Genomic DNA, 25473 nt, shown 5'->3' on the forward strand with positions numbered 1-25473 from the left:
CAAAATAGCATCGCTCAGAAATTACTCATCAATGATAAAATCACCATGATTGCTATACGCATTTTTACGCAATACTGGCATTCCCATGATTTTATAAAGCTCGTCCAACTTGACCAAGCTTCCATTCGTCATATTAGAAAGTAAAACAATAACAATGTTTCTTTTCAAATCTCTTACATAAATATGTCTAAAACCGTGCCACCAACCTGTATGGTATACGATATGATCATTACCATGCTCAAACGTACGCCAACCGTAACCATAGCTAAAGATTCCCTTTTTGGCATCGGGATATCCCCGGTATGCCGAATCCAATGTTGACTGCTTTAACAATCGTCCATCTCTCAAAGCAAGATCAAAACGATAAAGGTCACGCACTGTACTATAAATTCCTTTGTCACCAAGCGGTCCATCCTGAAAATTTTGCACGACGGATCTTCGCCATACCTTGTCATGCCCAATAACGTTAGTCGGGATTTTATCATACACTGCCTTAGAAAGTGCAGCTGTATTTGTCATTCCGGCAACATTAAATACGCTATCTTTCATATACGTAGCATAATCTTGCTTTGATATCTTTTCAATAATGGCCCCTAAGACCATAAAGTTCGAGTTATTGTAAAAGAAACGGCCTCCTGGCGCACCATAGCGATTAGGCTTAAATTCGGTCAGCATTTTCATCACATCCTGATTCGTCATTCCTTTCTTACGATCAGGCCAATGTTCCTCTGAAAAATAAACGTAATTAGGTAATCCCGAACGGTGTGTCAATAACATTTTTATGGTAATACCAGGATAAGGAAAATCTGGATAGAAGTCATTGATCGTTTGATCGAGCCGTAACTTTCCTGCCTCCACTAACTTTAAAATTCCGACAGCTGTAAGCGGTTTAGAAACGGAAGCGAGTTCAAATTTGTCATCAATTTTTAGACTATCCCGTTTTAAGTAATTGGCCCAGCCGAATGTATTCTGATATAAAATTTTACCATCTTTAGCAACAAGAACATTCCCATTGAATGCAGCTTTTGAATGAAGATTTTTCATAAAAGCATCGATCTTCTGATCTGCATTATTTGGATTATAGATGAGCCTTGTGCTATCCACTTTTGCCTGCGCTATCGCTGCTTCCTTCTGTTTTTTCTCTTTTGAACTACAAGCCACTGTAGATACAAACAAAAGAGCGACTATTCCCTTTAAAAAAAATAATTTCACTATACTAAGTCTCCCGGATTTTTGTGTTTTCTGTATTGTATATCAATAAATACCGCCTATTGCCTGTGTCCTAAATAATATCAAATTATTGAAGCTCGTAATAGAAGGACCAGCATACTGATAATAATGCTAAAATGAAGATTTTAGTATAAAAAAACGAATTTTTCCCCACAATAATTGTTATTCATCGTATATGTTACCTTTTTTACGCACAGAGTCTCCTTTACTATAGCGTTGGACAACGTGCACTTACTTCAACCAAACAGATAACGATAGAAACTATCGGTAAAAAAAGCTTTCCCGTGGAATGAGCTTAATCAATTAAGGCCATAAAAAAAGCCACTTTATTACTAAAGTGGCTTTTAATTCCTCTATTAAAGGATTATGCTAATAATCTTACTGGATTTTCAACCAAAGATTTTAATGTTTGCAAAAATGCAGCTCCAGTTGCACCATCAACCACGCGGTGATCACAACCCAAAGTCACTTTCATTACATTACCAGGAACTACAGCACCGTTTTTAACAACAGGAACTGCTTGAATAGCACCAACAGAAAGAATAGCTCCATCTGGTGAGTTGATAATGGATGTAAATTCGTCAATTCCAAACATACCTAAGTTGGAAACTGTAAATGTAGATCCTTCCCAATCCGCAGGCTGTAATTTTTTAGCTTTCGCCTTTTGGGCGAAGTCTTTCACCTCTGCAGAGATATGTGACAATGATTTACCATCTGCAAAACGCACAACAGGAACTAATAAACCATCTTCAACAGCCATTGCAACACCAATGTTGGTATGCTCGTTGAAACGGATTTTATCGCCTTGCCATGAAGAGTTTACAGCAGGATGTTTTTTCAAGGCAACAGCAACAGCTTTTACAACGATATCATTGAAAGAAACTTTTACTGGAGCAATCTCATTGATCTGTGCACGAGCAGCCATTGCATTGTCCATGTCAATAGATACAGTCAAATAAAAGTGTGGAGCTGTAAACAATGACTCTGCTAGACGACGCGCAATAGTTTTACGCATTTGGTTAACTGGTTTTTCAGTATAACGCTCTTCACCAACAAATGTAGGCAAAGTAATTGCTTTTGCTTCGGTTGCAGGAGCAGCTTTTGTCTCCGCAGGTTGTGCAGCAACAGGAACAAATGATTCAACGTCTTTCTTCACAATACGGCCACCATCTGCAGAACCTTTGATATCACCTAAGTTGATCCCTTTTTCTTGTGCAATTTTACGTGCTAAAGGAGAAGCTTTCACACGAGAATCATCGCTTGAAGACGATGCTACCGGTGCAGCAGTTACAGCAGCAGCTGAATCAGCTTTAGGAGCTTCAGCACTTTCCGCCTTTACAGGTGCAGATTTTTGATTTAACAAAGGTGTGATATCAGTTCCAGCAGGACCAACGATCGCGATGATATCGTTAACCTTTGCAGCTTGTCCAGCTTCAAGACCAACATATAACAAGGTACCATCAGCATAAGCTGTAACTTCCATAGTCGCTTTATCAGTTTCTACATCAGCAATAGCATCGTCAGATTTAATCGTATCACCAACTTTGAAGTTCCATTGCGCAATGACGCCCTCTTTCATGGTATCACTTAACAAAGGCATTGTAATAACTGTACATCCCAATTCTTCAGGAGTTACAGTACTAGCCGAAGATTCTGATCCAGAAACTTCTTCTGCTTTTTTTTCTTCAGTTTTTTCTGGTGCTTTTTCAGCAGCAGGTGCATCACCACTCAACAATGCTTGAAAATCTTCACCCGGCTCTCCTAAAACAGCAATAACAGCATCAATAGCTACTGCTTCGCCTTCTTTGGGACCAATATATAAAAGAGTTCCTTCTTGGTAAGACTCAAAGTCCATCGTAGCTTTATCTGTTTCAATCTCAGCTACTAAATCACCAGAATTTACTTTATCACCAACTTTTTTGTGCCATTTCGCGATGACCCCTTCGGTCATTGTATCGCTCATTTTCGGCATTCTTACTACTTCAGCCATTCTTTATTATATTATCAAGTTAAAGAGTATTAATCTAAAATAAATGGATAGTCTTGTTGTACATATACATCTTTGTACAATTCATCTGCAGTTGGATAAGGAGATTCCTCTGCAAATTTCACAGACTCCTCAACGACCTTTTTCACATCAGCCTCAACTTCTGCAAACCAAGCGTCATCTGCATAGTTGTTTTCTAAAATAGCATGTTTAGTCGACAACAATGGGTCACGGTCTTTATACGCTTCTAGTTCTTCTTTCGTACGATATTTAGCTGGATCAGACATCGAGTGTCCTTTGTAACGGTATGTACGAATTTCTAGGAATGTTGGACCTTCTCCTGCACGAGCACGTTGAACAGCTTCGTCCATCGCATTATGTACAGCAACAACATCCATTCCATCAACCGGAGCAGAAGGCATATCGAAACCTAAGCCCATTTTGTAAATATCCTGCATGTTCGTTGTACGTTGTACAGAAGTACCCATTGCATAACCGTTGTTTTCACACACGAAGATAACCGGAAGTTTCCACAACATCGCCATGTTCAATGTCTCATTGAATGCACCTTGACGCACAGCTCCATCACCCATATAACAGATATTTACATTATCTGTACCAAGATATTTTTCAGCAAATGCAATACCAGCACCTAAAGGAATCTGACCACCAACAATACCATGGCCACCCATGAATTTGTGTTCTTTGGAGAAGAAGTGCATAGAACCTCCCTTACCTTTTGAACAACCAGTGATCTTTCCATATAATTCAGCCATACAAGCATTTGCGGAAACGCCTTTAGCCAAAGCGTGGGCGTGATCACGATAAGCAGTGATTAAAGAATCTTCAGGTTTGATTACTGACATCGTTCCAGCGACTACAGCCTCTTGTCCTATGTACAAGTGACAGAAACCACGAATCTTTTGCTGTCCGTAAAGTTGACCTGCTTTTTCTTCAAACTTACGCATAAGTAACATAGACTTATACCACTCCAAATATGTCTCTTTTGTTATAGGTGTTGAACTCATTTCAAAGTTTTGATTTTCTTACTATTCTAGACTACAAATCTAATAATTTTGGACGAATTTCCTTGCCCAAAAATCAATTTTATTTATACTTTAAGACACTTCTAAGACATTTGATTTAAAGTATATAGCATTTGATTGCAAATAAATGAACGGCACAATCAAATAAATCAAAAACTTATGAAAATAAAAAAGCCAAAGGACTTAATAATCATTTGGCTTAATCTATTTTATGCAAACTGTTTGCTATCGAAGTTTTTGTATCAGCTCACTTTCAGTTACCTTTATCTGTTCCCCGATTTCCATGTCCTTTAAAGACAATTGCCCTGAAGTAGCCTCTTCGTCACCCACTAATAATACGTAGGGAATTCCTTTCCCATCCGCATAACCCATTTGTTTTTTCAATTTTACAGGAGAAGCATAGAGTTCCGAAGCGATATTTTCCTTCCGAAGCTTATTGAGTAAATTCAGGGTATAACTTTCCAGTTGCTTATCAAAATTTATAATCAGGAGCTTGGTAGAATCGGCCTTACCGATAGGAAATAACTCCAGCTCTTCCAACACATCATAGATGCGATCCGCACCAAAGGAAACACCGACTCCTGTCAGCCCCTTCAGCCCAAACATACCTGTGAGATCATCGTAACGACCACCGCCACCTATACTTCCCATGGCAACCTCATTCGTCTTGACCTCAAAGATACAACCTGTATAATAATTAAGACCTCGAGCCAATGTAATATCCAGATCTATGATTTGATTAAGCAACTTTTCTTCAGCACCTAATTTGCTGACATAGTCAAACACTTCTTCAATCTCAGCAATACCATTTAAACCGACAGCAGAAGTTGCTAAAATCGTTTTTAAGGAAAACAGTTTCTCATCATTCGAGCCTTCCAATAAAATTATAGGTTTCAAAATAGCAAGATCTGCTTCTGTAAAACCTCTTTCCAACAGCTCTTTGTTGACACCTTCCAACCCGATTTTATCCAATTTATCGATCGCGACGGTCATATCCACAATCAGTTCCGGTTTTCCGATGATTTCAGCAATACCTGAAAGAATTTTCCGGTTGTTGATTTTGATATTAAAATCTTTCAGTCCAAAACGTTCGAAGGCTTCTTGATAAATCAAAATAAACTCAGCTTCATTCAATAGACTTTCTGACCCGACCACGTCGACATCACATTGATAAAACTCACGGTATCTTCCGCGCTGCGGACGATCTGCACGCCACACAGGTTGTACCTGAAAACGCTTAAATGGTAAAGTAATATCATTTTGGTGCATCACAACATAGCGTGCAAACGGCACCGTAAGATCATATCGTAGTGCTTTCTCTGATATATGAGGAATGAGCTTATTGGAATTTTTATCATGAAGCAGGTTATCTGGCGCTTTCGCCAAATAATCACCCGAATTAAGAATCTTAAAGATCAATTTATCACCCTCGTCACCGTATTTACCGGTAAGAGTTGTCAAATTTTCAAATGAAGGGGTCTGTATTTCATTATAGCCATATTTTCTGAATACCGTTTTCAGTGTATCGAAAATATAGTTACGTTTGATCATTTCGGAAGGTGAAAAATCACGCGTTCCTTTTGCCAAAGAAGGTTTTACTACTGCCATATTTGGCAAAGTTAATAAAATCCTTTATTCTACTTCCAGAATTTTAAGGAATTCACAGGCTTTTTCGGCAGCAGATTTCTCCGCAGATTTCTTATTAAAATCACGGCCAAGCCCACAAACAACGCCATCAACGACCGCTTCAATACTAAACATTTTAGAAGACTCCCCTTCTGGGTTGTCTGTTTGCCGAAATACGATCTCTTTGCCAGTATGTTGACACCATTCAATCAATCGACTCTTAAAGTTTGTTTCCGTCTGTTCCAATAGATGAATATCGACGTGCGGTTTAATAATTCGATTCAATAAAAAGCTCTTTGTAAAAACATAGCCCCTATCCAGATAGACTGCCCCTACCAATGCCTCAAAAGCATCTCCCAATAAGGATCCTTGTTTATTCGGAAAACTGATCATTCGCGCATCAAACTGGATAAGCTCATTAAACCCCAACTTTCTGGAAAGCTGGTTTAGGTTTGCTCTACTGACAATTTTTGAGCGCATTTCAGTAAGGAACCCTTCATCTTTATAAGGATACTTCTTAAATAACAGCTCAGCCACAACCGAACCCAAAACAGCGTCACCCAAGAATTCTAAACGTTCGTTGCTATTCTTTGCGCCCTCCTTAATTGTAACGGCGACAGACTTGTGTCTAAACGCCATCTTGTACAGATGTACATTTCCGGGAACAAATCCAAGCAGGTTTTTTAGTTTTCTAACGTATTCCCGATCTGGCGAAAAATATAATTTATATATCCTTGCAAAAGGCATCTCTTCTAAAAATAAGGCGACAAGTCCTAGTTAAAGAACCTGTCGCTAGCTCATATTATCAAACCATGTTTGAAGGATCAAACATTAAGCTTTATATTTTTTCACAATAACGGTAGCATTATGCCCACCGAAACCGAATGTGTTGCTCAACGCCGCATTAACGGTACGTTTTTGCGCTTTGTTGAATGTAAAATTCAAGTTATTATCAATTTCCGGATCGTCTGTAAAGTGATTGATTGTCGGAGGGACAATATCATTTTGAACAGCCAATATAGAAGCGATAGTTTCTATGGCCCCTGCAGCACCCAAAAGGTGTCCTGTCATTGATTTAGTTGAACTGATATTCAATTTATAGGCGTGTTCACCAAACAGGTCAACAATAGCCTTCGTTTCACTAATATCACCGACCGGTGTAGAAGTCCCATGAACATTGATATAATCAATATCTGAAAAATCCATCTCTGCATCATTTACAGCCATTGTCATAGCCAGTTTTGCGCCCAATCCTTCAGGATGCGATGCTGTGATATGATGTGCATCAGCACTCATTCCACCCCCTGCAATCTCTGCATAGATTTTTGCTCCACGTGCTAAGGCATGCTCCAAACTTTCTAAGATCAAGGCACCTGAACCCTCTCCCGAAACAAAACCATCTCTATCTTTATCAAAAGGACGCGAGGCTGTTTTAGGATCGTCATTTCTGGTTGACAAAGCATGCATAGCATTGAACCCACCAATTCCAGCTTCATTGACTGTAGCTTCTGATCCACCCGTAACAATCACATCAGCTTTGCCCATACGAATATAGTTAAAAGCATCTATCATTGCATTGGTAGCTGAGGCACAAGCCGATACGGCAGAAAAATTGGGACCACGAAGACCATGACGCATTGAAATATGTCCTGGAGCAATATCAACGAGCATCTTAGGAATGAAGAAAGGATTGAAACGAGGTGTTCCATCTCCTTTTGCAAAATTTGCAACTTCTTCAGTGAAAGTTGTTAAACCCCCAATTCCTGAACCCCAAATTACTCCGATACGATTTGTATCTAATTTTTCAAAATCTAAGCCAGCATCTTTAATTGCCTCATCTGTTGACGCAATTGCATACTGTACAAAAGGATCGACTTTACGAGCTTCCTTACGATCCATAAATTCATGCGGATCAAACCCTTTTACCTCACATGCAAACTGAGTCTTGAATTTTGACGCATCAAAATGCGTAATAGGAGCAGCTCCGCTTACACCATTTATTAACGCCTCCCAGTAAGCTGAGACGGTATTTCCAATTGGTGTAAGGGCGCCTAATCCTGTTACTACTACTCTTTTAAGCTCCATTTATTACGATTAGCCTAATTAAATTAGTTAGTTAACGTTTTTTTCTAAATAAGCGATTGCTTGACCAACAGTACCAATAGTCTCTGCTTGATCATCAGGAATAGCAACGTTGAATTCTTTTTCAAACTCCATGATCAACTCAACAGTGTCAAGTGAATCAGCACCTAAATCATTAGTGAATGAAGCTTCTGGTGTTACTTCGTTTTCGTCAACACCTAATTTTTCAACGATAATTGCTTTTACTCTTGAAGCGATATCTGACATGATTTTATAGTTTAATTGTTTAATAAATCTGTGCAAAGAAAAATAAATTTCATCAAAATTCAAACCTAAATTGATATTTAGATGAAAGTCACCACGTTAGGCGACCGAACTTATTCGCGTCTTATACTAGCTAACCCACTCTATATTAACTTAGTTCAAGTATAACAAAAAATATTTTGTATTCCAAACGCTCAGCTAATTAACTCAAATTTTACACAAAAAGTATATTCCAACCTTGAAATTATTAGTACCTTCGTTAGCAGAGGAACATATATTTAAGCATTAAAGTGGTCAATAAGTTAGTAGCAAGATTAGATATGGATATGGACGAAGAGTTGGATTTTACCCTACTCGCCATTACCTGTTCTTTGAAAGATTACCGACTCTGCCATTTCATCAACAAGGAGACTAATCTGAATTTTTCCAGAGGAAAAGAAAGCAAATACGACCACGATGGTCGACAAAAAAACAAACCCGAAGAAGAACTTGAATATCATATTATCTTTGACACAAAGAAAAAAATAAGCTACCACTTCACTGCTTTTCATCACCTTATCCCCGATGCCGATACCGAATATTTTCTTATCAACAATAAGAGCATCGAAGGAACTTATTTAATTCCTGAAAACCCCCACTTTGATTTTTTTATCATTATAAAAAACTACATCTGTGAGGATGACGTGGAACATATTATCAAAAGGATCAGCAAATTACCCGAAGTCGTCATTGCAAAAGAAATATCGCCAAAAATATTGAAATCTAAAGAAAATCTCATATTTTAGCAAACTGTAGGTTAGTGTAGCAAATACACCCCAGTTTAGATCTAAATTAATTCGATTTAGTTTTGACAGAACACAACAATATAGTTTGCTATTTGTTGTGATTAATGAAGAACATTTAAAATACAAAATAACAGATGGAAAAAGTTCAAAAAAGGACTAAAATTGTCGCAACATTAGGCCCTGCCTCGGCAGACAAACAAGTTTTGACCAACATGATTGCCAAAGGGGTTGATGTGTGCCGGTTGAATTTCTCTCATGGCAGCCAGGAAGATCACCTTAAGGTAATCGAAACTATAAATGCAATAAATAATGAAACAGGATTCAATGTTGCCATCTTAGCCGATTTACAAGGTCCAAAAATTAGGATCGGAAAAATGAAAGAAGGTGGCGCTGTTCTCGTGAATGGTTCAAAAGTTGAAATCACGACACACGAGCTTATCGGAGACGAAAACAGAATCTACATTACATACGAAAACTTTCCAAACGATGTTGAAGCCAACGAAATCATTTTACTTGACGACGGAAAACTTCAACTTCGTGTTTTAGAGACCAATCATAAAGACACTGTTGCCTGTGAAGTTGTACACGGAGGTGTTCTTACTTCACGTAAAGGCGTTAACTTACCAAATACCAAAGTATCTATCCCTTCGTTGACCGAAGAAGATTTAGACAACTTGAATTTTGCCTTGGATCATGGTGCAGACTGGATCGCTATGTCTTTCGTCCGTTCGGCAGAAGATATTTTTCAATGTAAAAAAATCATTGAGGCAAAAGGAAGCCATGCACGTGTAATCGCAAAAGTTGAAAAACCAGAAGCGATTGAAAATATTGATGCAATTATTGAAGCTACAGATGCTGTTATGGTTGCTCGTGGAGACTTGGGTGTTGAGCTTCCAATGGAAGAGGTACCAGGACTTCAAAAGATCATCGTACAGAAATGTAGAGATCTTTCAAAACCAGTGATCATTGCGACACAGATGTTGGAAAGTATGATCACTACACCACGTCCTACACGTGCTGAAGTAAATGACGTAGCCAACTCCGTATTGGATGGAGCGGATGCTGTGATGTTAAGTGGCGAGACTTCAGTTGGTGAATTCCCTGAAATCGTTATCGAAACAATGAGCAAAATCATTATCCACGTGGAACAAACTTCTTATCCTTATTATAATGAGAAAGTTAGTGAAATCCACGACGGAACACTTATTCCGGACGCGATTTGTGCTTCTTCAGTTTACCTTGCTCAAAAAACAAATGCATCAGCAATTGCGGTATTAACATCATCTGGAGCAACAGCGTTTGAAATTACAAGTTATAGACCAAATGTAGATATCTTAGTTTTCACAGGAACACAAAAATTGCTGAAACAACTCAGCCTACTTTGGGGAGTAAAAACATTTATCTACGACAAGTTCGAAAGCACGGATGGATCTATCCATGATGTTAACAAATTTATTGTAAAAAATAACTACGTTAAACCTGGATCTATCATTATCAATACAGCTTCGACGCCGTTAATCGAAAAAGGTAAAACAAATACAATCCGTGTTTCCCAGCTATAATGGACAATAAGGATTAAAGCAAAAAAAATAGTGTTCTAGATAGAACGCTATTTTTTTTGCTTGTTTGGATACAAGGAGTCGATTTTTAATTTAAAGTCCTTCACCTTTAACGAATCATTCAAGCGCCTAAACGGAAGATTGTTTTCTTTCTCATCACCTTTGGGCATTTTTTCTGTTCCTGGCATCGGAGCTAAACCATCCACACGATTTGGCTTCTTAATGGGCATATGATATTTTTCATCTGAAGAATCCAATTTTAGGACAGGCATCTTTGATTCTTTTTCCTCCATTAAAGGAATCTGCGGCTTTACCTTCACCTGCCCCAAAGCAATGGTCCCTATGGAAGATAATACCAATAATAATACATAACTTTTCATCTCTATATAGTTGTTAAAGAGTATCTGCACTCATTTGCACCAATGAACACGTTATACTCGGCTTATTCACTTCTACAGCAGCCAGACTCGACCGCGTAGATTAAATTTATCAAATAGACCAATTCAGCACATAATTCATTTCTATTCACTAATTTACAAACAACAGCACCTATATTTAAACAGATTGCTGTTAAACATTGTTAAAACAGCATCAAAACACATTAGCATCTTTATATTTGTAACAATTTAAGAAAATATGAGCTACCGGACCTTAAATGGCCACTCACATGGTATAAGGGATGGATACGCAAATGGTAAATAAACTGAGTGCTATAAACTTTGTTATATATTCAAAATACATTTATTTAATACCCAATTCTAATGAAGAAAAATAGCATTGTATTAATCATTGGACTGATGTCTCTAGCTCTAATTGGGGTATTGGCTATGCAATTCTATTTTCTGAGAGATTCCTATCGTCAAAAATCCCAATTATTTGATGAGTCCGTCAATGCTGCGATTACAGCTGTTGCCGGAAAGCTTGAACGACGGGAAGTGGTCGACTTTGCTAAAGTTCAACAGGAACGTAATATTGAAAAATCCAAGCAGGAACAAGCCAAACAACGTCTTTTGGCCGAGCAACTCGAAATACAGTATAGAATTGAAGAATTAAAAAACAAACAGCATGTTGTTTTCTCAAACTTTAAAGAGCAAGAAGACCAATTACGCGCATTGTATCCAAATGTAATTGAAATCAAGAATTCTTTTTACGAAACATACATCAAAAGACCGGAGTACCAGAAATTCATCAAATTTTCTGTTTCAAATGAGCTTACCGACGATAATCTGGTACAGGCTTTTATCATGTTAAATGCATCAAAGGTAGATGATCAGATTAGTGGAAAAGACGATAGCACACGGTTTGTTATCCCCCTTATGGACCCACTGGTCAATCAACAGACAAAATTCAGGGTAGCCACATTACCACCTAGAGAGAACACGAAACTTGCAAAAACAATTTCTGATTTGGAAAAAAGATTGGATATTCTCAACAGAAAAAATGCTTGGAGTGGTTTTAATGTATACGATTCCGTTGCCATGCTGGGGGGCAAAAAAGCAGACTACATCGAAGATGTTGCTATTGGAATGGAGCTGGCTAAACGTCCGTTAAAAGATCGATTGAATGTTATCATCGTCCAAGAACTTATCAAAGAAGAGTTGGCTCAACGCGACATTAAAGCTCCTTTTAATATTGAAATATGGAGTACAAACAATATATTACTGAATAATATTTTAAACGAAGCCGCTTTAAATAACCCAACAAATACAACAAAATACTCGACCGCACTTTTTAAAGGTGATATCGGTGCTGCGCCAGGGAAATTAACAATCTATTTCCCCAATAAAAAGGCAATAATCGCAGATAATATGGGCTATCTGTTACTACCTATGCTGGCACTACTTTTCTTGTTGGTGGGTTGTTTTGCTTATACACTGATTATCATCTTCAGACAAAAGAAAGTTTCGGAAATGAAAACAGATTTCATCAACAACATGACGCATGAGTTTAAAACACCTGTTGCAACAATTATGATTGCTAGTGAGTCACTTAAAGATCCAGACATCAATGCCGACCACAAGCGCGTTCAGAAATTGGCTAATATCATCTACGACGAAAATGTTAGACTCGGAAATCATATTGAACGTGTACTCGATTTGGCAAGACTAGAAAAAGAAACGCTAAAACTCGACCAGGTAGAAGTAAGCATCAATGATCTTGTTTCTGCAGTAACGGACAGTATGCAGCTACGCATGCAGAATATCGGCGGAAAATTCAGTATAGATCTTGCAGCGACAAAGGATATTGTCATCGGTGATGAGTTACATTTTTCGAATGTATTTTACAATTTATTGGATAATGCCATCAAGTACAGCAAAGGAGATTTACATGTCAACATCAATTCAAAAAATGTTGGCGATACCATTGTCGTCACTATTGCCGACAACGGTATTGGGATGAGCCGGGATCACCTGCAAAAGATTTTCGACCAGTTCTACCGTATTCCAACTGGAAATGTTCATAATGTCAAAGGATTTGGTCTTGGCTTAAGTTATGTACAGGACATCCTGAGAAGGCTGAACGGAAAAATTACAGTTAAAAGTGAAAAAGATAAGGGCACGACCTTTGAAGTAATTTTGCCTATTAAAAAATAAAACGTTCCTTTTTTGTATATTTCCTCTTTAAAAAATTTCAAAGGTTGAGGAAAGCTGATTTATCAGCATCAAGGGACATTGGTGAAAATTAATATAATCATTATGCAAAAGATATTATTAGCAGAAGATGATCCTAATTTGGGGGATCTTTTAAAAGACTATCTCGAATTAAAGGGAAAATTTGACGTCACATTATGCACGGATGGAGATGAAGCGATTTCTCAATTCAAAAAAAATAACTACGACCTCTGTATTTTCGATGTCATGATGCCAAAAAAGGACGGATTTACAGTTGGACGTGAAATCAGAAAAACAAACAACACTGTTCCTATTATCTTTGCCACAGCAAAGGGGATGATGGAAGATAAAACCGAAGCCTTTGAATTAGGGGGAGATGATTATATCACAAAGCCTTTTCGAGTGGAGGAATTATTGCTCCGCATCAATGCTTTGCTGAAGCGCAGTGTTCGAGACAAAGAAGAGGAAGTGGTTGCTGATAAATTTGAAATTGGTGATTATTTCTTTGATTATACAAGTCAGCAAATTTCTTACAAAGGACAGATGCAAAAACTATCCACCAAAGAAGCGGAACTACTACGTTTGCTTTGTTTAAAGAAAAATGATGTGCTGACCCGGGAAGAAGCTTTATTAAAAATATGGCATGATGACAACTACTTTACGGGTAGAAGTATGGATGTATTTCTCAGTAAACTTCGTAAATATCTAAAAGAAGATAGTAAGGTTGAAATTGTCAATGTGCACGGAAAAGGTTACAAACTTTTGGTGAGCTAAAAGAATGGGGAATGAGAAACAGTCATTCCCCATTTTTTATGCCACAACGTATTGAAACATGGCATACACTAAATCACGGATGAAAAGAAAAGAACAAAACAATTTTATCCTTAGTAGAATATAAAAAATTGATGCACTTTTATAAAAAATTTGCATTTCAAAAAGAAATGTTCTAACTTAGCGTCGCTTATAGAGAAAGGCAGAGGGAATAGACCCGATGAAGCCTTAGCAACCTGTCCCTTGACAAGGTGCTAAATTCTACCCTACTTGATATGGGAATGATAAGCCGAAGTCACCGAATTCTAGTGTGTCCTTCTCTCTCTAGCAAGAAATATAGTTGAAAAAGAAATATTAAAAACATTCATTATGTTATTGACTAACAATTTAGGTTACCCTCGTGTGGGCGCGTTCCGCGAATTGAAAAAAGCCAATGAGGCCTATTGGGCTAAAAAATCTTCTGTTGAGGAATTATTGGACACCGCAAAAAAAATTCGTGAAGGCAATTGGAAAACACAAAAAGATGCTGGAATAGATTTGATCCCTTCCAATGATTTCTCTTTTTACGATCAAGTATTGGATTTAACCCTTACTGTTGGTGCAATTCCTGCTCGTTACCATTCTTTATTGAATAAAGTAGACAACAATTACAGCTTAGATCTATATTTTGCCATGGCGCGTGGTTTCCAACAAGAAGGAATCGACGTGACTGCAATGGAAATGACCAAGTGGTTGGATACCAACTACCACTATATGGTGCCAGAATTCACAAAAGATCAAGAATTCAAATTGACGTCCGAAAAATTCTTAAATGAATATAACGAAGCAAAATCATTGGGCATCGATACTAAACCAGTTCTACTAGGTCCTATCACTTACCTTTTGATCGGTAAAGAAAAAGAAGCTGGCTTCGACCGCATCGATTTATTGGATAAACTTGTTCCAGTATATGAGCAAATATTAGCTAAACTAGCTGAGGCTGGTGCCCAATATGTTCAGATTGACGAGCCTTTCTTAGCATTGGATTTAGATGCTAAAGTAAAAGCTTTATATCAACCTACTTTCGAAAAATTAGCTGCAGCAGCAAAAAATATCAAATTAATCGCGACTACTTACTTCGAAGCTTTAAAAGACAACGAAGATATCGCAGTTAACCTACCTATCCATGCTTTACATTTAGATCTGGTACGCGGTGAAAACCAATTGGATACGGTACTAGCTAAAGTTCCTGCTTCATTAACATTATCTTTGGGTATTGTTGAAGGCCGTAACATCTGGAAAAATGATTACGAAAAATCATTGGTTAAAATCAAACAGGCTGTTGATGCATTAGGAAAAGACCGTGTATGGGTAGCTCCTTCTTCATCATTGTTGCACGTTCCTTTTGACTTAGACAATGAGCACAATGAGCAATCGCTACCAGCTGAAGTAAAAAACTGGTTAGCATTTGCTAAACAAAAATTAGCTGAGGTAAAAGACTTAGCCGTACTAGCGGAAGGTGAAGTTGATGCTGAAACAGCAAAACGCTTCGAAGCTAACAAAGCTGCTGCTGAAAGTCGTCGTACTTCTCCATTGATCCACAAACCAGAGGTTAAAACACGTACAAGCAATATCACTGATAACGATGCAAAACGTACTTCAGCATTTGCTGACCGTAAAGCAGCGCAACAAGCGAAATTCAACTTGCCGGCATTCCCTACTACAACTATTGGTTCATTCCCACAAACGAAAGATGTTCGTAAATGGAGAGCAGACTTGAAAAAAGGTGCTATCACGCAGGCAGAATATGATAAAGCAATCGCAGAAGAAACTGAGAACACAATCCGTCTTCAAGAGCAATTAGATATCGACGTATTAGTACACGGCGAATTCGAACGTAACGACATGGTTGAATACTTCGGTGAACAATTGGCTGGTTACGCTTTCACACAAAACGGCTGGGTACAATCTTACGGTTCACGTTGTGTAAAACCTCCAATTATCTATGGTGATGTATACCGTCCTGAAGATATGACTGTCCGTTGGTCTTCATACGCGCAATCATTGACTAACCGTCCGGTTAAAGGTATGTTGACTGGTCCGGTTACTATCTTACAATGGTCTTTCGTACGTAATGATCAACCGCGTTCAACAACGACTTACCAAATTGCATTGGCGATCTTGGATGAAGTACAAGCGTTGGAAAAAGCAGGTATCAAAATCATACAAATCGATGAACCAGCTATCCGTGAAGGATTGCCGCTACGTAAAGCTGATCAAAAAGATTACTTGAACTGGGCAGTACGTGCTTTCCGTGTTTCTTCATCAAATGTAGAAGACGATACACAGATTCACACACACATGTGTTACTCTGAGTTCAATAATGTAATCGAAGATATCGCTGCAATGGATGCTGACGTCATCACGATTGAGACTTCACGTTCTCAAATGAAATTGTTGAATGCTTTCGCCGGTGATTTCAAATATCCAAATGATATTGGTCCAGGTGTCTATGACATTCACTCACCACGTGTTCCAAGCAAAGATGAGATGGTAGATCTATTGCGTAAAGCAAAAGCAGTAGTTCCAGCAGAACAGCTTTGGGTTAACCCTGACTGTGGTTTAAAAACTCGTGCTTGGCCAGAAACCAAAGCGGCTTTAGAGTCGATGGTTGAGGCTGCGAAAATCTTAAGAGCAGAATAATTCTTAAACTATATTGATAAAGCCCTAGATGAAATTTCATCTAGGGCTTCTTTATCGGACCTTGGTTCGAAACAAAAACTGTTATCGGGATAGTGTGAGACTATTTTCGGGTGTTCTTCTTTTCTTTCTTATTTTCCTTTTCTCTCCCGTTCTTAATTTCCTGTTTCCCTTTAATCCGATCTTCAATCGACTTCAGGCTTGACGAAAAATCAAGATCAACATTTTCAAGTTTTGCCATCTTTAACGCCTTCAATGCCTTTTTGTATTTTCTTAATTTTTCAAATAGAAGTGCTTTCTTGATCCAAATCCCTGTCAAGGGCATCGCCGGAAGTGTCAAAGCAAATTTAATCGTCTTTTTTGCAGCTTCATAATCCCCCATATCAATCAATGTCTGAATGAAATAAGGATATACTTCCAATGCCTGTACATTATGCACCAAAGCTTCCTGGAAATACCTTTTTGCCTGCTCATAGTCCAATAGCTGTTCGGCATGAACTCTTCCCATCAAACATAGCGCCATTGTATTAGACTCATCATAAGACAGTGCATAGGATAAGGATTCCATGGTCTCCTCCAAATACATAGGATAATTATCCAGTGCCTGAAGGACATATTTATTTACTGAATTCATAAAATTTTCTAAAACATAACATTCATATCCAGCTTTCACAATAACCTTGAAAGTAACTGGATTTTTAAAACTCCATAATAAGCTAAGCATATTGGAACAGTGGACCACCATTTAGAGAGCCAAGTTTTAGCCAATATCAACATAGGTTACTTAACGTATTAAGAAAGAAGATTAGGAAAGGGCCGTATTCCGAAGAATATTCCCGAGAATCTTCTCTGTGGACGAAGCGGGATTTTCTGATATTACAAACATATTCTTCCGTTTTTATTAATTACTCTATTAAATTGCAAAGATTCAAAATATTTACCAAATTCCCAAAAACTTTTGATTATTAATCCGTTATATCTTACAGCACGATATTGGCATATTATTGTCGCATCAATTTCGCTGAAATTCAACGACTATTTCCCCATCTTTGGACTATGGAAAGTCAATCAGCTAATCAATTAATCAAACTATCAAGAAAACGTAAGGGACTAACGCAGCAGGAACTCGCCGATCAGGCGGGTGTATCGCTAAGAACAGTGCAACGCATCGAAAAAGGCACTGAAGAAATCAGTGGATTTAGTCTCAAACAGATCAGTCAAATCTTGGAAATACCTTTAGAACAACTCATTATGCCAAATGTAAATCAAATCAGTATCGACAACAATCAAACAGGAAGTATTAAAGCGCTATATTTAGCATCGCTCACCTTTTTGGTCAATCCGTTATTAGGATTATTGGTCCCAGCAATTATGGGCTATACAAAGCAAAACAAAGACGCCTTATACAGTAAACACCTAAAAAAAATAATTGTAATACATGCTGTTGGACTATTTTTTCTCGGAAGTTTCATAGGCTATATTATTATTGCAGATTTTTTTAAGATTTCACTACCGTCTTTTTTAAGCGATATATTCAATAGCGCCTATTTTTTACTCATCCCAGTATGCTACTACATATTGATTCTAACCTTCACTATTTTTAATTATATCGCAATAAGGAAGGCCAAGCTCAGTTCTGCAAACTAAACCAATACTAATGAATCTGTTGCGATTAAAATCACAGTGGTTTCTTTTGAACGATCAATACCCAATCATTCTCCAGCAACAGATAGCCTGTTTCATAAATAAAGTTATAGGTCTGTCCCTTGTTATTGGAAAAAGTATGTGTATGAAACTTAAAATCAAATCCCAACCGCTTTAACTTTTCCCGTTGTATCTTGATCATACCCTCCCCACTCAACGCTTCCAATAAAATACGACGGTTTTTTCGTAGGATATTATTCACATTGCGCACCATATTGGTCTGGTCGCTATTTAATTTATTGTTATAGGCGTTCCGGCAAGCATCATCACAAAATCGCTTGTCAGAACGGCCATATATACCCTTGCCACATTCAAGGCAGACTTTCTCGACAGAACTCATAACGGAAGATTAAACGACAACAAACGGTTACAATCGACTATAGTCGAATACAAATGGTAAATAGACGACTATATTCTTTTCCCCGCCCCACCTTTGCTTAAGATCATTTGGCATCGATAGCCAATGACCGTCAACTAAAATAAGAATTATTAAAAACATTTAAAAATTAGACGCATGAGCACATTACGCAACAAAGTACAATTGGTTGGGCATTTAGGAAACGACCCATTAATCAAAACAACTTCCACCGGTACAAATTATTCCGTATTACGTCTCGCCACCAATGATCTTTTCAAGAACAAAGCCGGCGAGTGGGTTGAAGAAGTTCAATGGCATACACTCGTGGTTTGGGGTAATCAAAACAATACCATTGAAAAGAAATGCCAACGTGGAACCAAACTCATGGTTGAGGGCAAACTCACCTATCGTAATTATGAGAATGCAGATGGGGTAAAACAATATGTCACAGAAATTAAAGTAGATAATTTCATGGTTTTATCGGAGTCCAACGGTGCCAAAGAAGACAGCCCAAAACTTCCGGATGAAACTGAAGATGACCTCCCCTTCTAGTATGATCGACGAGGTAGATTTTTCAAGTCTCTACCTCGTCGATTGTTCCCAACTTATTTTGTTAGGCTTGCTGTCAACTCTCTTCCTAGGTTCTCAGCATAAGCCTTCCATAATTTGGCATCTTCCGGTGTAAACTTAGAAACAGCTTCAGTTTCTTTGGTCGCCCATTCCTGACGCTTGGACGCAAGCTCCTTGAGCTTAACAACATCGCCACTTTTAGCAACAGCGATAAATTCCTTGATATATTTTGTGTAATCCTCCGCCAATTTTTGTGTCTCAACAGAACTAAATTTAGGTATTGGCACTTCGCCGCCTCTATTTTCCAGCAGCGTTTTGGCCGTATCTTTTTTAATGTCAATAGCGGCAGTCGTATCTTTTACTTCAACTTTTTTAGTCGTGGAATTATTACAGGAAATAACAAAAAATCCAGCAATTAATGCTAATAAGGTTACTTTCTTCATCTATTTAAATTTAGTTTTTTATCCATGGTAATTTAGCCGTTTATGCATGTTGTACTGAAACTAAATAAATCACACTACTTTTAGCGGATCGACAAGTTCGTCACTATTTATCTTACTTATAACATTACCGATTTATAACATTACCGTCCTTGAGATTTATTCTTACCAATAAAAACCAACTCTCTGTTGATGATACATTATCCTATTATCCAGGTGTTGACTCCTGATCTTGGATCGAATCCTGCACAAATTTCCATTTTTATTGTGAGATAACAGTTTAGAATAATCTCTCATGAACCAAAGACGCGAATCAACAGCGCAAAAGTTTTACTTTATTATCGAACTAATTTAATTACAATGCCCGACTTCACAAAATTTTTTGTGGGCATTCACATCTGCAGACCTGATTTAGTAGTCTTCTTTTCTTGCCTGAAAGTCAGCATCAGATCAACCTCAAGACCGCTTTTCGTAGGGGTATTACATGGGGTTAACAGGGGGTTAACAGGGGGTTAACAGGGGTATAGCAGGGGTAAATCCCTGCAAACCCCTTGTTAACCCCCTGTAAGTAGAGTACAATAACACCATTAACCTAGAATATGGTAACAATATGTAAATACGCTCGATACCGGCAATACCAAATAAACAGCAGGAAAAAGTTCCACGCGATTAGATTCGCTCAAACTTGGCATACAATTTCCAGAAATATGCTTTCTCTCCCAAAGTGAAATCAATCTTCTTCCAGACATTTAAGGCTAAACTAATCTCCTTTTCCTGCAAACTGTATTTTCCAATAAAGAACTCTTCCTCGGAAAAATACAAACCAAAGGCATTATCCAAAGTATGTAAGCTCTGAACATCAACTTCTTCAAAAAACAAAATGGATTGAGGGCTAGCCAAAAAATCGCTCGGTACCGGAATAGGGTCAGCATATTCGATTGCGATGAGACGGTTCCTACTTTGCAAAGGAAATTCAATTATTGGAAGCTCATCTAATTTCGAAAAATGAGTACTCGCTTCAAAAATAGCATCCCGTTCCAGCAGCGGGATTTGTAACAATCTTTTACGTCCAATAATAGAAACATTTGGCTCAAAATAATCATTGAAATTAAGAATTTCATTGACAGATAGATTTTTTTCAATAAGATGCTGCACAGGAATGCCAAAATAATTTGCAATTTTAAGAACAATTTCAATTTTTGGTTCCGCACGCATTTCTTCGTAAGACGAAATATTACCTCTAGTAAGATTAAAAATATCCCCAAACGCCTGTTGACTCATTCCTTTCACTTTTCTTAGTTTCTTAATATTGTTCCCTACGTTACTCATTTTAAAAAAAATTGAATTTTTATTGCAAAATATTTTTGCATTTTTATTACCTTTATGCAAAGAATATGTGCAATATATAAAAAACTTGATTATGTACTTCTCAAAAATTGAAAATTATATCGCCAACATCGGTTACACCATTACCCATAAGGATACAAAAGAAGGAATCTTTGTCATCGAAAATGAAGACGACGGAATTCGTAACCTCATTGTAGGCATTGCCCAACCCATCCTGATTTTTGAGCAATACCTTTTTACAATCAGCAATGACACCATGGATATGTTCAAATCACTATTGATAAAAAATAGAGATATTATCCACGGCGGATTTGCGTTAACGGAAGATGGTACCAAAGTTATATTTCGGTATACGTTACAAATACATAATCTCGACCAGAACGAATTTGATGCAGCCATCAATTCGCTGAGTCTGTTGATGAGTGAATATTATAATCAGTTAATAAGTTTTTCAAAATTATAGAATAATGAATATTTTTAAGAGAATTTTCAGAATCGGTCAAGCAGAGATCCACGCAGTCGTGGACAAAATGGAAGACCCCATCAAAATGACGGAACAGGGTATCCGTGAGATGAAAGAGGACCTGGAACAATCGTTGGAAGCCTATGCTAAAGTGAAGGCCTTAGCCATACGTACCCAAAACAATTGTGAAAAGAAAAAAGAAGAAGCCAATGAATTTGAGAACAAAGCTATTCTATTACTCCAAAAGGCACAAAAGGGAGAGCTAACGGCAGAAAAGGCCGAAGGTCTGGCAAAGGAAGCGCTGTTACTGAAAAAACAGTTATTAATCGAAGCTAGTGAATTGGAGAAACAAGCCGTGATTCATCAAAGTTCAGCCGATGAGCTACACAAAAATGTAGACATTCTCAAATTCAATATATCGAAATGGGAAGGTGAACTCTCCACATTAAAGGCACGTGTAAAGGTCTCTAACGCAGCTAAAATGGTCAATCGGCAGCTCGCTAATATCGATTCCAATAGTACGATTTCCATGTTAGAACGTATGAAAGAGAAAGTCGAGGAAGACGAGGCACTAGCGAAGGCCTATGGCGAGATTGCACTAGGTAATAAAAGTAAAGTTGATGAGATTAACGAGACCATCGGCGGGTCTGAAGCCGTCAACAACGAATTAGAAGAACTAAAAAGAAAATTAAATAGTGATGAAAAGATTTGAGTATAAAACGCTAAAAATTGAACCTAAGGGTTTCTGGGGAACAAAGTTGGATCCCGAAAAAATTGATGAAATCTTAAATGATCTTGGAAATCAAGGCTGGGAACTGGTAACCATGCAGGACCTTGAGGTCAATGGCAGTTCCTGGTCGTTCCATTACACATTCAAAAGGGAGAAAATTTAAACAATAACACGATGACAGAACTAATCAATATCTTATTCAATCCATTATCCAATGGAATTATGACAGTCTTAACTGGCATGTCTGTAGTGTATTGGTTATTTATGTTTCTGATGGGTGATGGAGTACATCTCTTTGATGCCGATGCAGATATAGACCTCCATCCCACACCTGATGTCACGGACGTTGATGGATCACATGATATCGCAACTGAGGGGGGCGACCATGCTCACCATCATCATACGGATACGGACGCTAATACAGAACCTGGTTTCTTTGCAAAAGCAATGGATTACATCAATGTTGGCAAAGTACCCATCATGCTTATTGTAACACTATTCAAATTTATAGGCTGGATAATTACCATTATTTCTTCGCTCTTTATCGACGTTGCTTCATGGGGAATAAAGTCTGTATTAATCCTAATCCCCGTTTTCATTGTTACATTTATATTAATGCATTTTCTGACCAAACCCTTAGCTAAAATGTTTAAAACTATAGGTTACAATGGCGAAGAAAGTCACGATTTTCTTGGTCGCATGGGTAAAATGAGAGCCAGTATTGAAGGCAAGAAAATAGGTTCTGCCGAATTTATCATCCAACAGGATCCTATTCGCCTCAATGTTGTCAGCCACAATGGGGAGAAAATAGGCTACGGAGACGATGTCATTATTGTTGACGAATCCAAGGACAAGAAATATTATTATGTGACCAAAGAAATCACGATAGACAATATTTAATGAAAAAAGAATAAAAGAAAAGAATCGACACCTAAACAACTGTCCTAAAAGAACGGATATTTATTCTTTTAAATCCTAATCGTAAACCCAAATATTAAAATCTAAATAAATACAAATCATATGCTATATCAACCTCTTTTATTTTTAAGTGGCTTAAACGGAATTATACTTTTAATTGTCGGATTGGCTGTCTTTTTAATTTTTGCATTCTTTGTTGTATTGAGTGCATTCTATAAGAAAATTCCACAAGGGAAAGCAATTGTCCGAACTGGTGTTGGTGGTACAAAGGTAGCATTCAACAAAGGAATGTATGTTGTACCTGTATTTCACAAGATGGAGATCATGGACATCTCTATCAAAAAAATTGAGATCGCCCGTATGCAAGGTGAGGGTTTGATCTGCAAGGACAATATTCGTGCAGATATCAAAGTTGCTTTCTTTGTTCGCGTCAATAAAAGTGTAGATGATGTGATCAATGTTGCCCAAAATTTAGGTTGCGACCGTGCAAGTGAGCCGGAAACATTAAAAAGCATTTTTGAATCTAAATTCTCCGAGGCCTTAAAAACAGTCGGTAAGAAATTTGATTTCATCGAATTGTATGAAGCGCGTCGGGAGTTTCGCGACGAAATTTTGGATATCATCGGAACAGACCTGAACGGTTATATTCTAGATGACTGTGCAATCGACTATCTTGAGCAGACAGATATTGAGCATCTCAATCCAAACAATATCTTAGACAGTGAGGGCATTAAAAAAATAACGGAGCTAACGGCGAAGCAAAATATCAATGCCAATTTTATCCGTCGTGACGAAGAGAAGTTGATCAGAAAGCAAAACGTGGAAGCTCGTGAAGCGATTTTGGAACTTGATCGTCAACTTGCTGAAAAAGAAGAAAAGCAAAAACGTGAAATTGATAACATCAAGGCCCGCGAAGAAGCAGAAATAGCAAAGGTCCGTGAAGAAGAGCGCTTAAAATATGAAAGTGTCCGTATTTCTACCGAAGAGCAGCTGGCAGTACAGGAAGAAAATAAGCTGCGTCAGATCATCATTGCTGAGAAAAACAAGCAGCGCACGGATGCTGTGGAAGCAGAACGCGTAGAGAAAGACCGTGCTTTGGAACAAACTGAACGTGAACGCATTGTTACCTTGGCCCAAATCGACAAAGAACGCTCAATCGAGACTGAAAAGAAAAGTATCCAAGGTGTTATCAAGGAACGCGTACAATTGGAGAAAGGTGTTATTGAAGAGCAACAAGGCGTCAAAGACATCGAAGTATTCCGTGAAGTAGAACGAAAGAAACAAGCTGGTGTTATCGCTGCATCACAAGAAGCAGAAGAAAAATTAATATCCACTGTTAAGGCAGCCGAAGCTGCAAAAATTGCTGCAGAGCAGGAAGCGGAGAAAAAAGTAATCGACGCAGAGGCGGCTCGTAAAATTGCCGAAAAGCGTGCTCAGGAATTATTGATAGATGCTGAAGCGAAAAAAGAGGCATCACTGAAGGAAGCCGAAAGTCGTAAAATTATTGCTGAAGCACAAGCCAAAGAAGAAGCCGCGCTTGGCTTATCCGAAGCTGAAGTGATGGTTGCAAAAGCCGAAGCCGAAGAAAAACAAGGTACCGTTGAAGCTAATGTGATCGAGAAGAAAGCGGAAGCGATGCGTAAAGAGGGCTTAGCACAAGCGGAAGTTGTGCGTGAGAAAGCGCTTGCTGAAGCAAAAGGTATCGAAGAGAAAGCAGAGGCGATGAAGAAATTGGATGGTGTGGGCAGAGATCACGAAGAGTTCAAATTGCAATTGCAAAAAGAACGTGATATTGAACTCGCACACATCAATATCCAAAAAGACATTGCTCAAGCACAAGCTGGCGTATTGTCGGAAGCACTTAAAACGGCAAAAATCGACATCGTTGGGGGTGAAACGATGTTCTTTGAGAATATCGTCCGTCAAGTTTCCAATTCCAAAGGTTTTGACCATCTGATCGACAACTCCAAACATGCGACCGATATCAAAAATTCCCTGATAGGTCCAGATGGACAAGGAGACCTTGCAGAGAAGGTGCGTGGATTAGCCGATAAATATGGAATTTCCACAAACGATATAAAGAACCTCACAGTTTCAGCAGCATTGATAAAACTTCAACAAGCGGCGACTGACGCTGAAAATGGCGAAGACACCGGTTTTATCAATTCTTTGTTCGGGTTAGCAAAAAACTTAGGCATATCCAATAAAAAGCTGTCTTAGTTAATACCTACTCCATTATTGCCTGCAGATGAATGCTATTTATCACTGCAGGTAATAAACAAAAGATTTCACCACATATACA

General features: G+C 38.1%; 24 protein-coding genes and 1 riboswitch. Of the genes, 12 read left to right on the forward strand and 12 right to left on the reverse strand.

Features of this window, described 5'->3' with window-relative positions; all coding sequences use genetic code 11:
- Nucleotides 1-21 precede the first annotated feature (21 nt).
- The 7 genes from M2419_RS22020 to M2419_RS22050 form a co-directional block, all read right to left on the reverse strand.
- The gene (locus M2419_RS22020) at nt 22-1212 is read right to left on the reverse strand and encodes a serine hydrolase (protein ID WP_153844921.1); all 1191 of its coding nucleotides are present in this window, start codon (nt 1210-1212) and stop codon (nt 22-24) included.
- Nucleotides 1213-1594: 382 nt separating this feature from the next.
- Nucleotides 1595-3220 carry a pyruvate dehydrogenase complex dihydrolipoamide acetyltransferase gene (locus tag M2419_RS22025; protein WP_259255619.1) on the reverse strand — a complete coding sequence of 542 codons (1626 nt, stop codon included), beginning with the start codon at nt 3218-3220 and terminating at the stop codon, nt 1595-1597.
- A 29-nt stretch (nt 3221-3249) separates the two neighbouring features.
- Entirely contained in the window at nt 3250-4245 is a 996-nt protein-coding gene (gene pdhA / locus M2419_RS22030; protein ID WP_046674850.1) for a pyruvate dehydrogenase (acetyl-transferring) E1 component subunit alpha, read from the reverse strand.
- Between the two features lie 243 nt (nt 4246-4488).
- Entirely contained in the window at nt 4489-5871 is a 1383-nt protein-coding gene (gene hisS, locus M2419_RS22035) for a histidine--tRNA ligase (protein ID WP_182330318.1), read from the reverse strand.
- 24 nt (nt 5872-5895) lie between these two features.
- Entirely contained in the window at nt 5896-6636 is a 741-nt protein-coding gene (rnc, locus tag M2419_RS22040; protein ID WP_075990857.1) for a ribonuclease III, read from the reverse strand.
- A gap of 84 nt (nt 6637-6720) precedes the next feature.
- Nucleotides 6721-7974, reverse strand: coding sequence for a beta-ketoacyl-ACP synthase II (gene fabF / locus M2419_RS22045; RefSeq protein WP_120333106.1), 1254 nt, complete (start codon nt 7972-7974; stop codon nt 6721-6723).
- 27 nt (nt 7975-8001) lie between these two features.
- Complete coding sequence (locus tag M2419_RS22050; protein ID WP_028070665.1) at nt 8002-8238, reverse strand: acyl carrier protein; 237 nt, start codon at nt 8236-8238, stop codon at nt 8002-8004.
- A gap of 287 nt (nt 8239-8525) precedes the next feature.
- On the opposite strand from M2419_RS22050, the gene M2419_RS22055 reads away from it, so the two are divergent.
- A complete protein-coding gene (locus tag M2419_RS22055; protein ID WP_227550100.1) occupies nt 8526-9020 on the forward strand; it encodes an IPExxxVDY family protein in 495 nt (164 codons plus the stop codon).
- A gap of 134 nt (nt 9021-9154) precedes the next feature.
- Entirely contained in the window at nt 9155-10582 is a 1428-nt protein-coding gene (gene pyk / locus M2419_RS22060; protein WP_153844918.1) for a pyruvate kinase, read from the forward strand.
- Nucleotides 10583-10629: 47 nt separating this feature from the next.
- Here the strand turns inward: pyk and M2419_RS22065 are convergent, their stop codons facing one another.
- Nucleotides 10630-10959, reverse strand: a complete 330-nt coding sequence (locus M2419_RS22065) for a hypothetical protein (protein WP_153844917.1) — start codon at nt 10957-10959, stop codon at nt 10630-10632.
- Nucleotides 10960-11340: 381 nt separating this feature from the next.
- Here M2419_RS22065 and M2419_RS22070 point away from each other — a divergent pair, with 381 nt between their 5' ends.
- The 3 genes from M2419_RS22070 to metE all read left to right on the forward strand — a co-directional run bounded on the left by M2419_RS22070 (nt 11341) and on the right by metE (nt 16644).
- Nucleotides 11341-13173, forward strand: a complete 1833-nt coding sequence (locus M2419_RS22070) for a sensor histidine kinase KdpD (protein WP_153844916.1) — start codon at nt 11341-11343, stop codon at nt 13171-13173.
- Between the two features lie 102 nt (nt 13174-13275).
- Nucleotides 13276-13965 carry a response regulator transcription factor gene (locus M2419_RS22075; protein WP_172840643.1) on the forward strand — a complete coding sequence of 230 codons (690 nt, stop codon included), beginning with the start codon at nt 13276-13278 and terminating at the stop codon, nt 13963-13965.
- Nucleotides 13966-14149: 184 nt separating this feature from the next.
- A riboswitch (SAM riboswitch) is annotated at nt 14150-14253 on the forward strand.
- Between the two features lie 78 nt (nt 14254-14331).
- A complete protein-coding gene (gene metE, locus M2419_RS22080) occupies nt 14332-16644 on the forward strand; it encodes a 5-methyltetrahydropteroyltriglutamate--homocysteine S-methyltransferase (protein WP_159731409.1) in 2313 nt (770 codons plus the stop codon).
- 100 nt (nt 16645-16744) lie between these two features.
- Here metE and M2419_RS22085 read toward each other — a convergent pair whose 3' ends face one another.
- Nucleotides 16745-17275: a hypothetical protein gene (locus tag M2419_RS22085; protein ID WP_153844914.1), complete on the reverse strand. Its 531-nt coding sequence runs from the start codon at nt 17273-17275 to the stop codon at nt 16745-16747.
- Nucleotides 17276-17697: 422 nt separating this feature from the next.
- On the opposite strand from M2419_RS22085, the gene M2419_RS22090 reads away from it, so the two are divergent.
- Nucleotides 17698-18288: a helix-turn-helix domain-containing protein gene (locus tag M2419_RS22090; RefSeq protein WP_153844913.1), complete on the forward strand. Its 591-nt coding sequence runs from the start codon at nt 17698-17700 to the stop codon at nt 18286-18288.
- A gap of 31 nt (nt 18289-18319) precedes the next feature.
- Here M2419_RS22090 and M2419_RS22095 read toward each other — a convergent pair whose 3' ends face one another.
- Complete coding sequence (locus tag M2419_RS22095; protein ID WP_145327180.1) at nt 18320-18685, reverse strand: hypothetical protein; 366 nt, start codon at nt 18683-18685, stop codon at nt 18320-18322.
- A gap of 174 nt (nt 18686-18859) precedes the next feature.
- On the opposite strand from M2419_RS22095, the gene M2419_RS22100 reads away from it, so the two are divergent.
- Nucleotides 18860-19255 (forward strand): single-stranded DNA-binding protein, encoded by a 396-nt coding sequence (locus M2419_RS22100; protein ID WP_153844912.1) that lies wholly within the window; start codon nt 18860-18862, stop codon nt 19253-19255.
- Between the two features lie 53 nt (nt 19256-19308).
- Here the strand turns inward: M2419_RS22100 and M2419_RS22105 are convergent, their stop codons facing one another.
- Nucleotides 19309-19716, reverse strand: a complete 408-nt coding sequence (locus M2419_RS22105) for a hypothetical protein (RefSeq protein WP_153844911.1) — start codon at nt 19714-19716, stop codon at nt 19309-19311.
- A gap of 666 nt (nt 19717-20382) precedes the next feature.
- Nucleotides 20383-21102 carry a helix-turn-helix domain-containing protein gene (locus M2419_RS22110; RefSeq protein WP_227550099.1) on the reverse strand — a complete coding sequence of 240 codons (720 nt, stop codon included), beginning with the start codon at nt 21100-21102 and terminating at the stop codon, nt 20383-20385.
- A gap of 31 nt (nt 21103-21133) precedes the next feature.
- Between M2419_RS22110 and M2419_RS22115 the strand changes: the two genes are divergently transcribed.
- The 5 genes from M2419_RS22115 (at nt 21134) to M2419_RS22135 (ending at nt 25391) form a co-directional block, all read left to right on the forward strand.
- Nucleotides 21134-21523 carry a YbjN domain-containing protein gene (locus M2419_RS22115; protein WP_046674974.1) on the forward strand — a complete coding sequence of 130 codons (390 nt, stop codon included), beginning with the start codon at nt 21134-21136 and terminating at the stop codon, nt 21521-21523.
- A 4-nt stretch (nt 21524-21527) separates the two neighbouring features.
- Nucleotides 21528-22235 carry a PspA/IM30 family protein gene (locus tag M2419_RS22120; protein WP_088160063.1) on the forward strand — a complete coding sequence of 236 codons (708 nt, stop codon included), beginning with the start codon at nt 21528-21530 and terminating at the stop codon, nt 22233-22235.
- Nucleotides 22222-22416 (forward strand): DUF4177 domain-containing protein, encoded by a 195-nt coding sequence (locus tag M2419_RS22125; RefSeq protein ID WP_088160062.1) that lies wholly within the window; start codon nt 22222-22224, stop codon nt 22414-22416. The genes M2419_RS22120 and M2419_RS22125 overlap by 14 nt, the downstream gene beginning before the upstream one ends.
- 11 nt (nt 22417-22427) lie before the next feature.
- Nucleotides 22428-23153 carry an OB-fold-containig protein gene (locus M2419_RS22130; protein ID WP_153844910.1) on the forward strand — a complete coding sequence of 242 codons (726 nt, stop codon included), beginning with the start codon at nt 22428-22430 and terminating at the stop codon, nt 23151-23153.
- Between the two features lie 120 nt (nt 23154-23273).
- A complete protein-coding gene (locus M2419_RS22135; protein ID WP_153844909.1) occupies nt 23274-25391 on the forward strand; it encodes a flotillin family protein in 2118 nt (705 codons plus the stop codon).
- Nucleotides 25392-25473 lie beyond the last annotated feature (82 nt).

Origin of the sequence: Sphingobacterium sp. BIGb0116, from assembly GCF_024808035.1 — a bacterium.
Lineage (GTDB): Bacteria > Bacteroidota > Bacteroidia > Sphingobacteriales > Sphingobacteriaceae > Sphingobacterium > Sphingobacterium paramultivorum.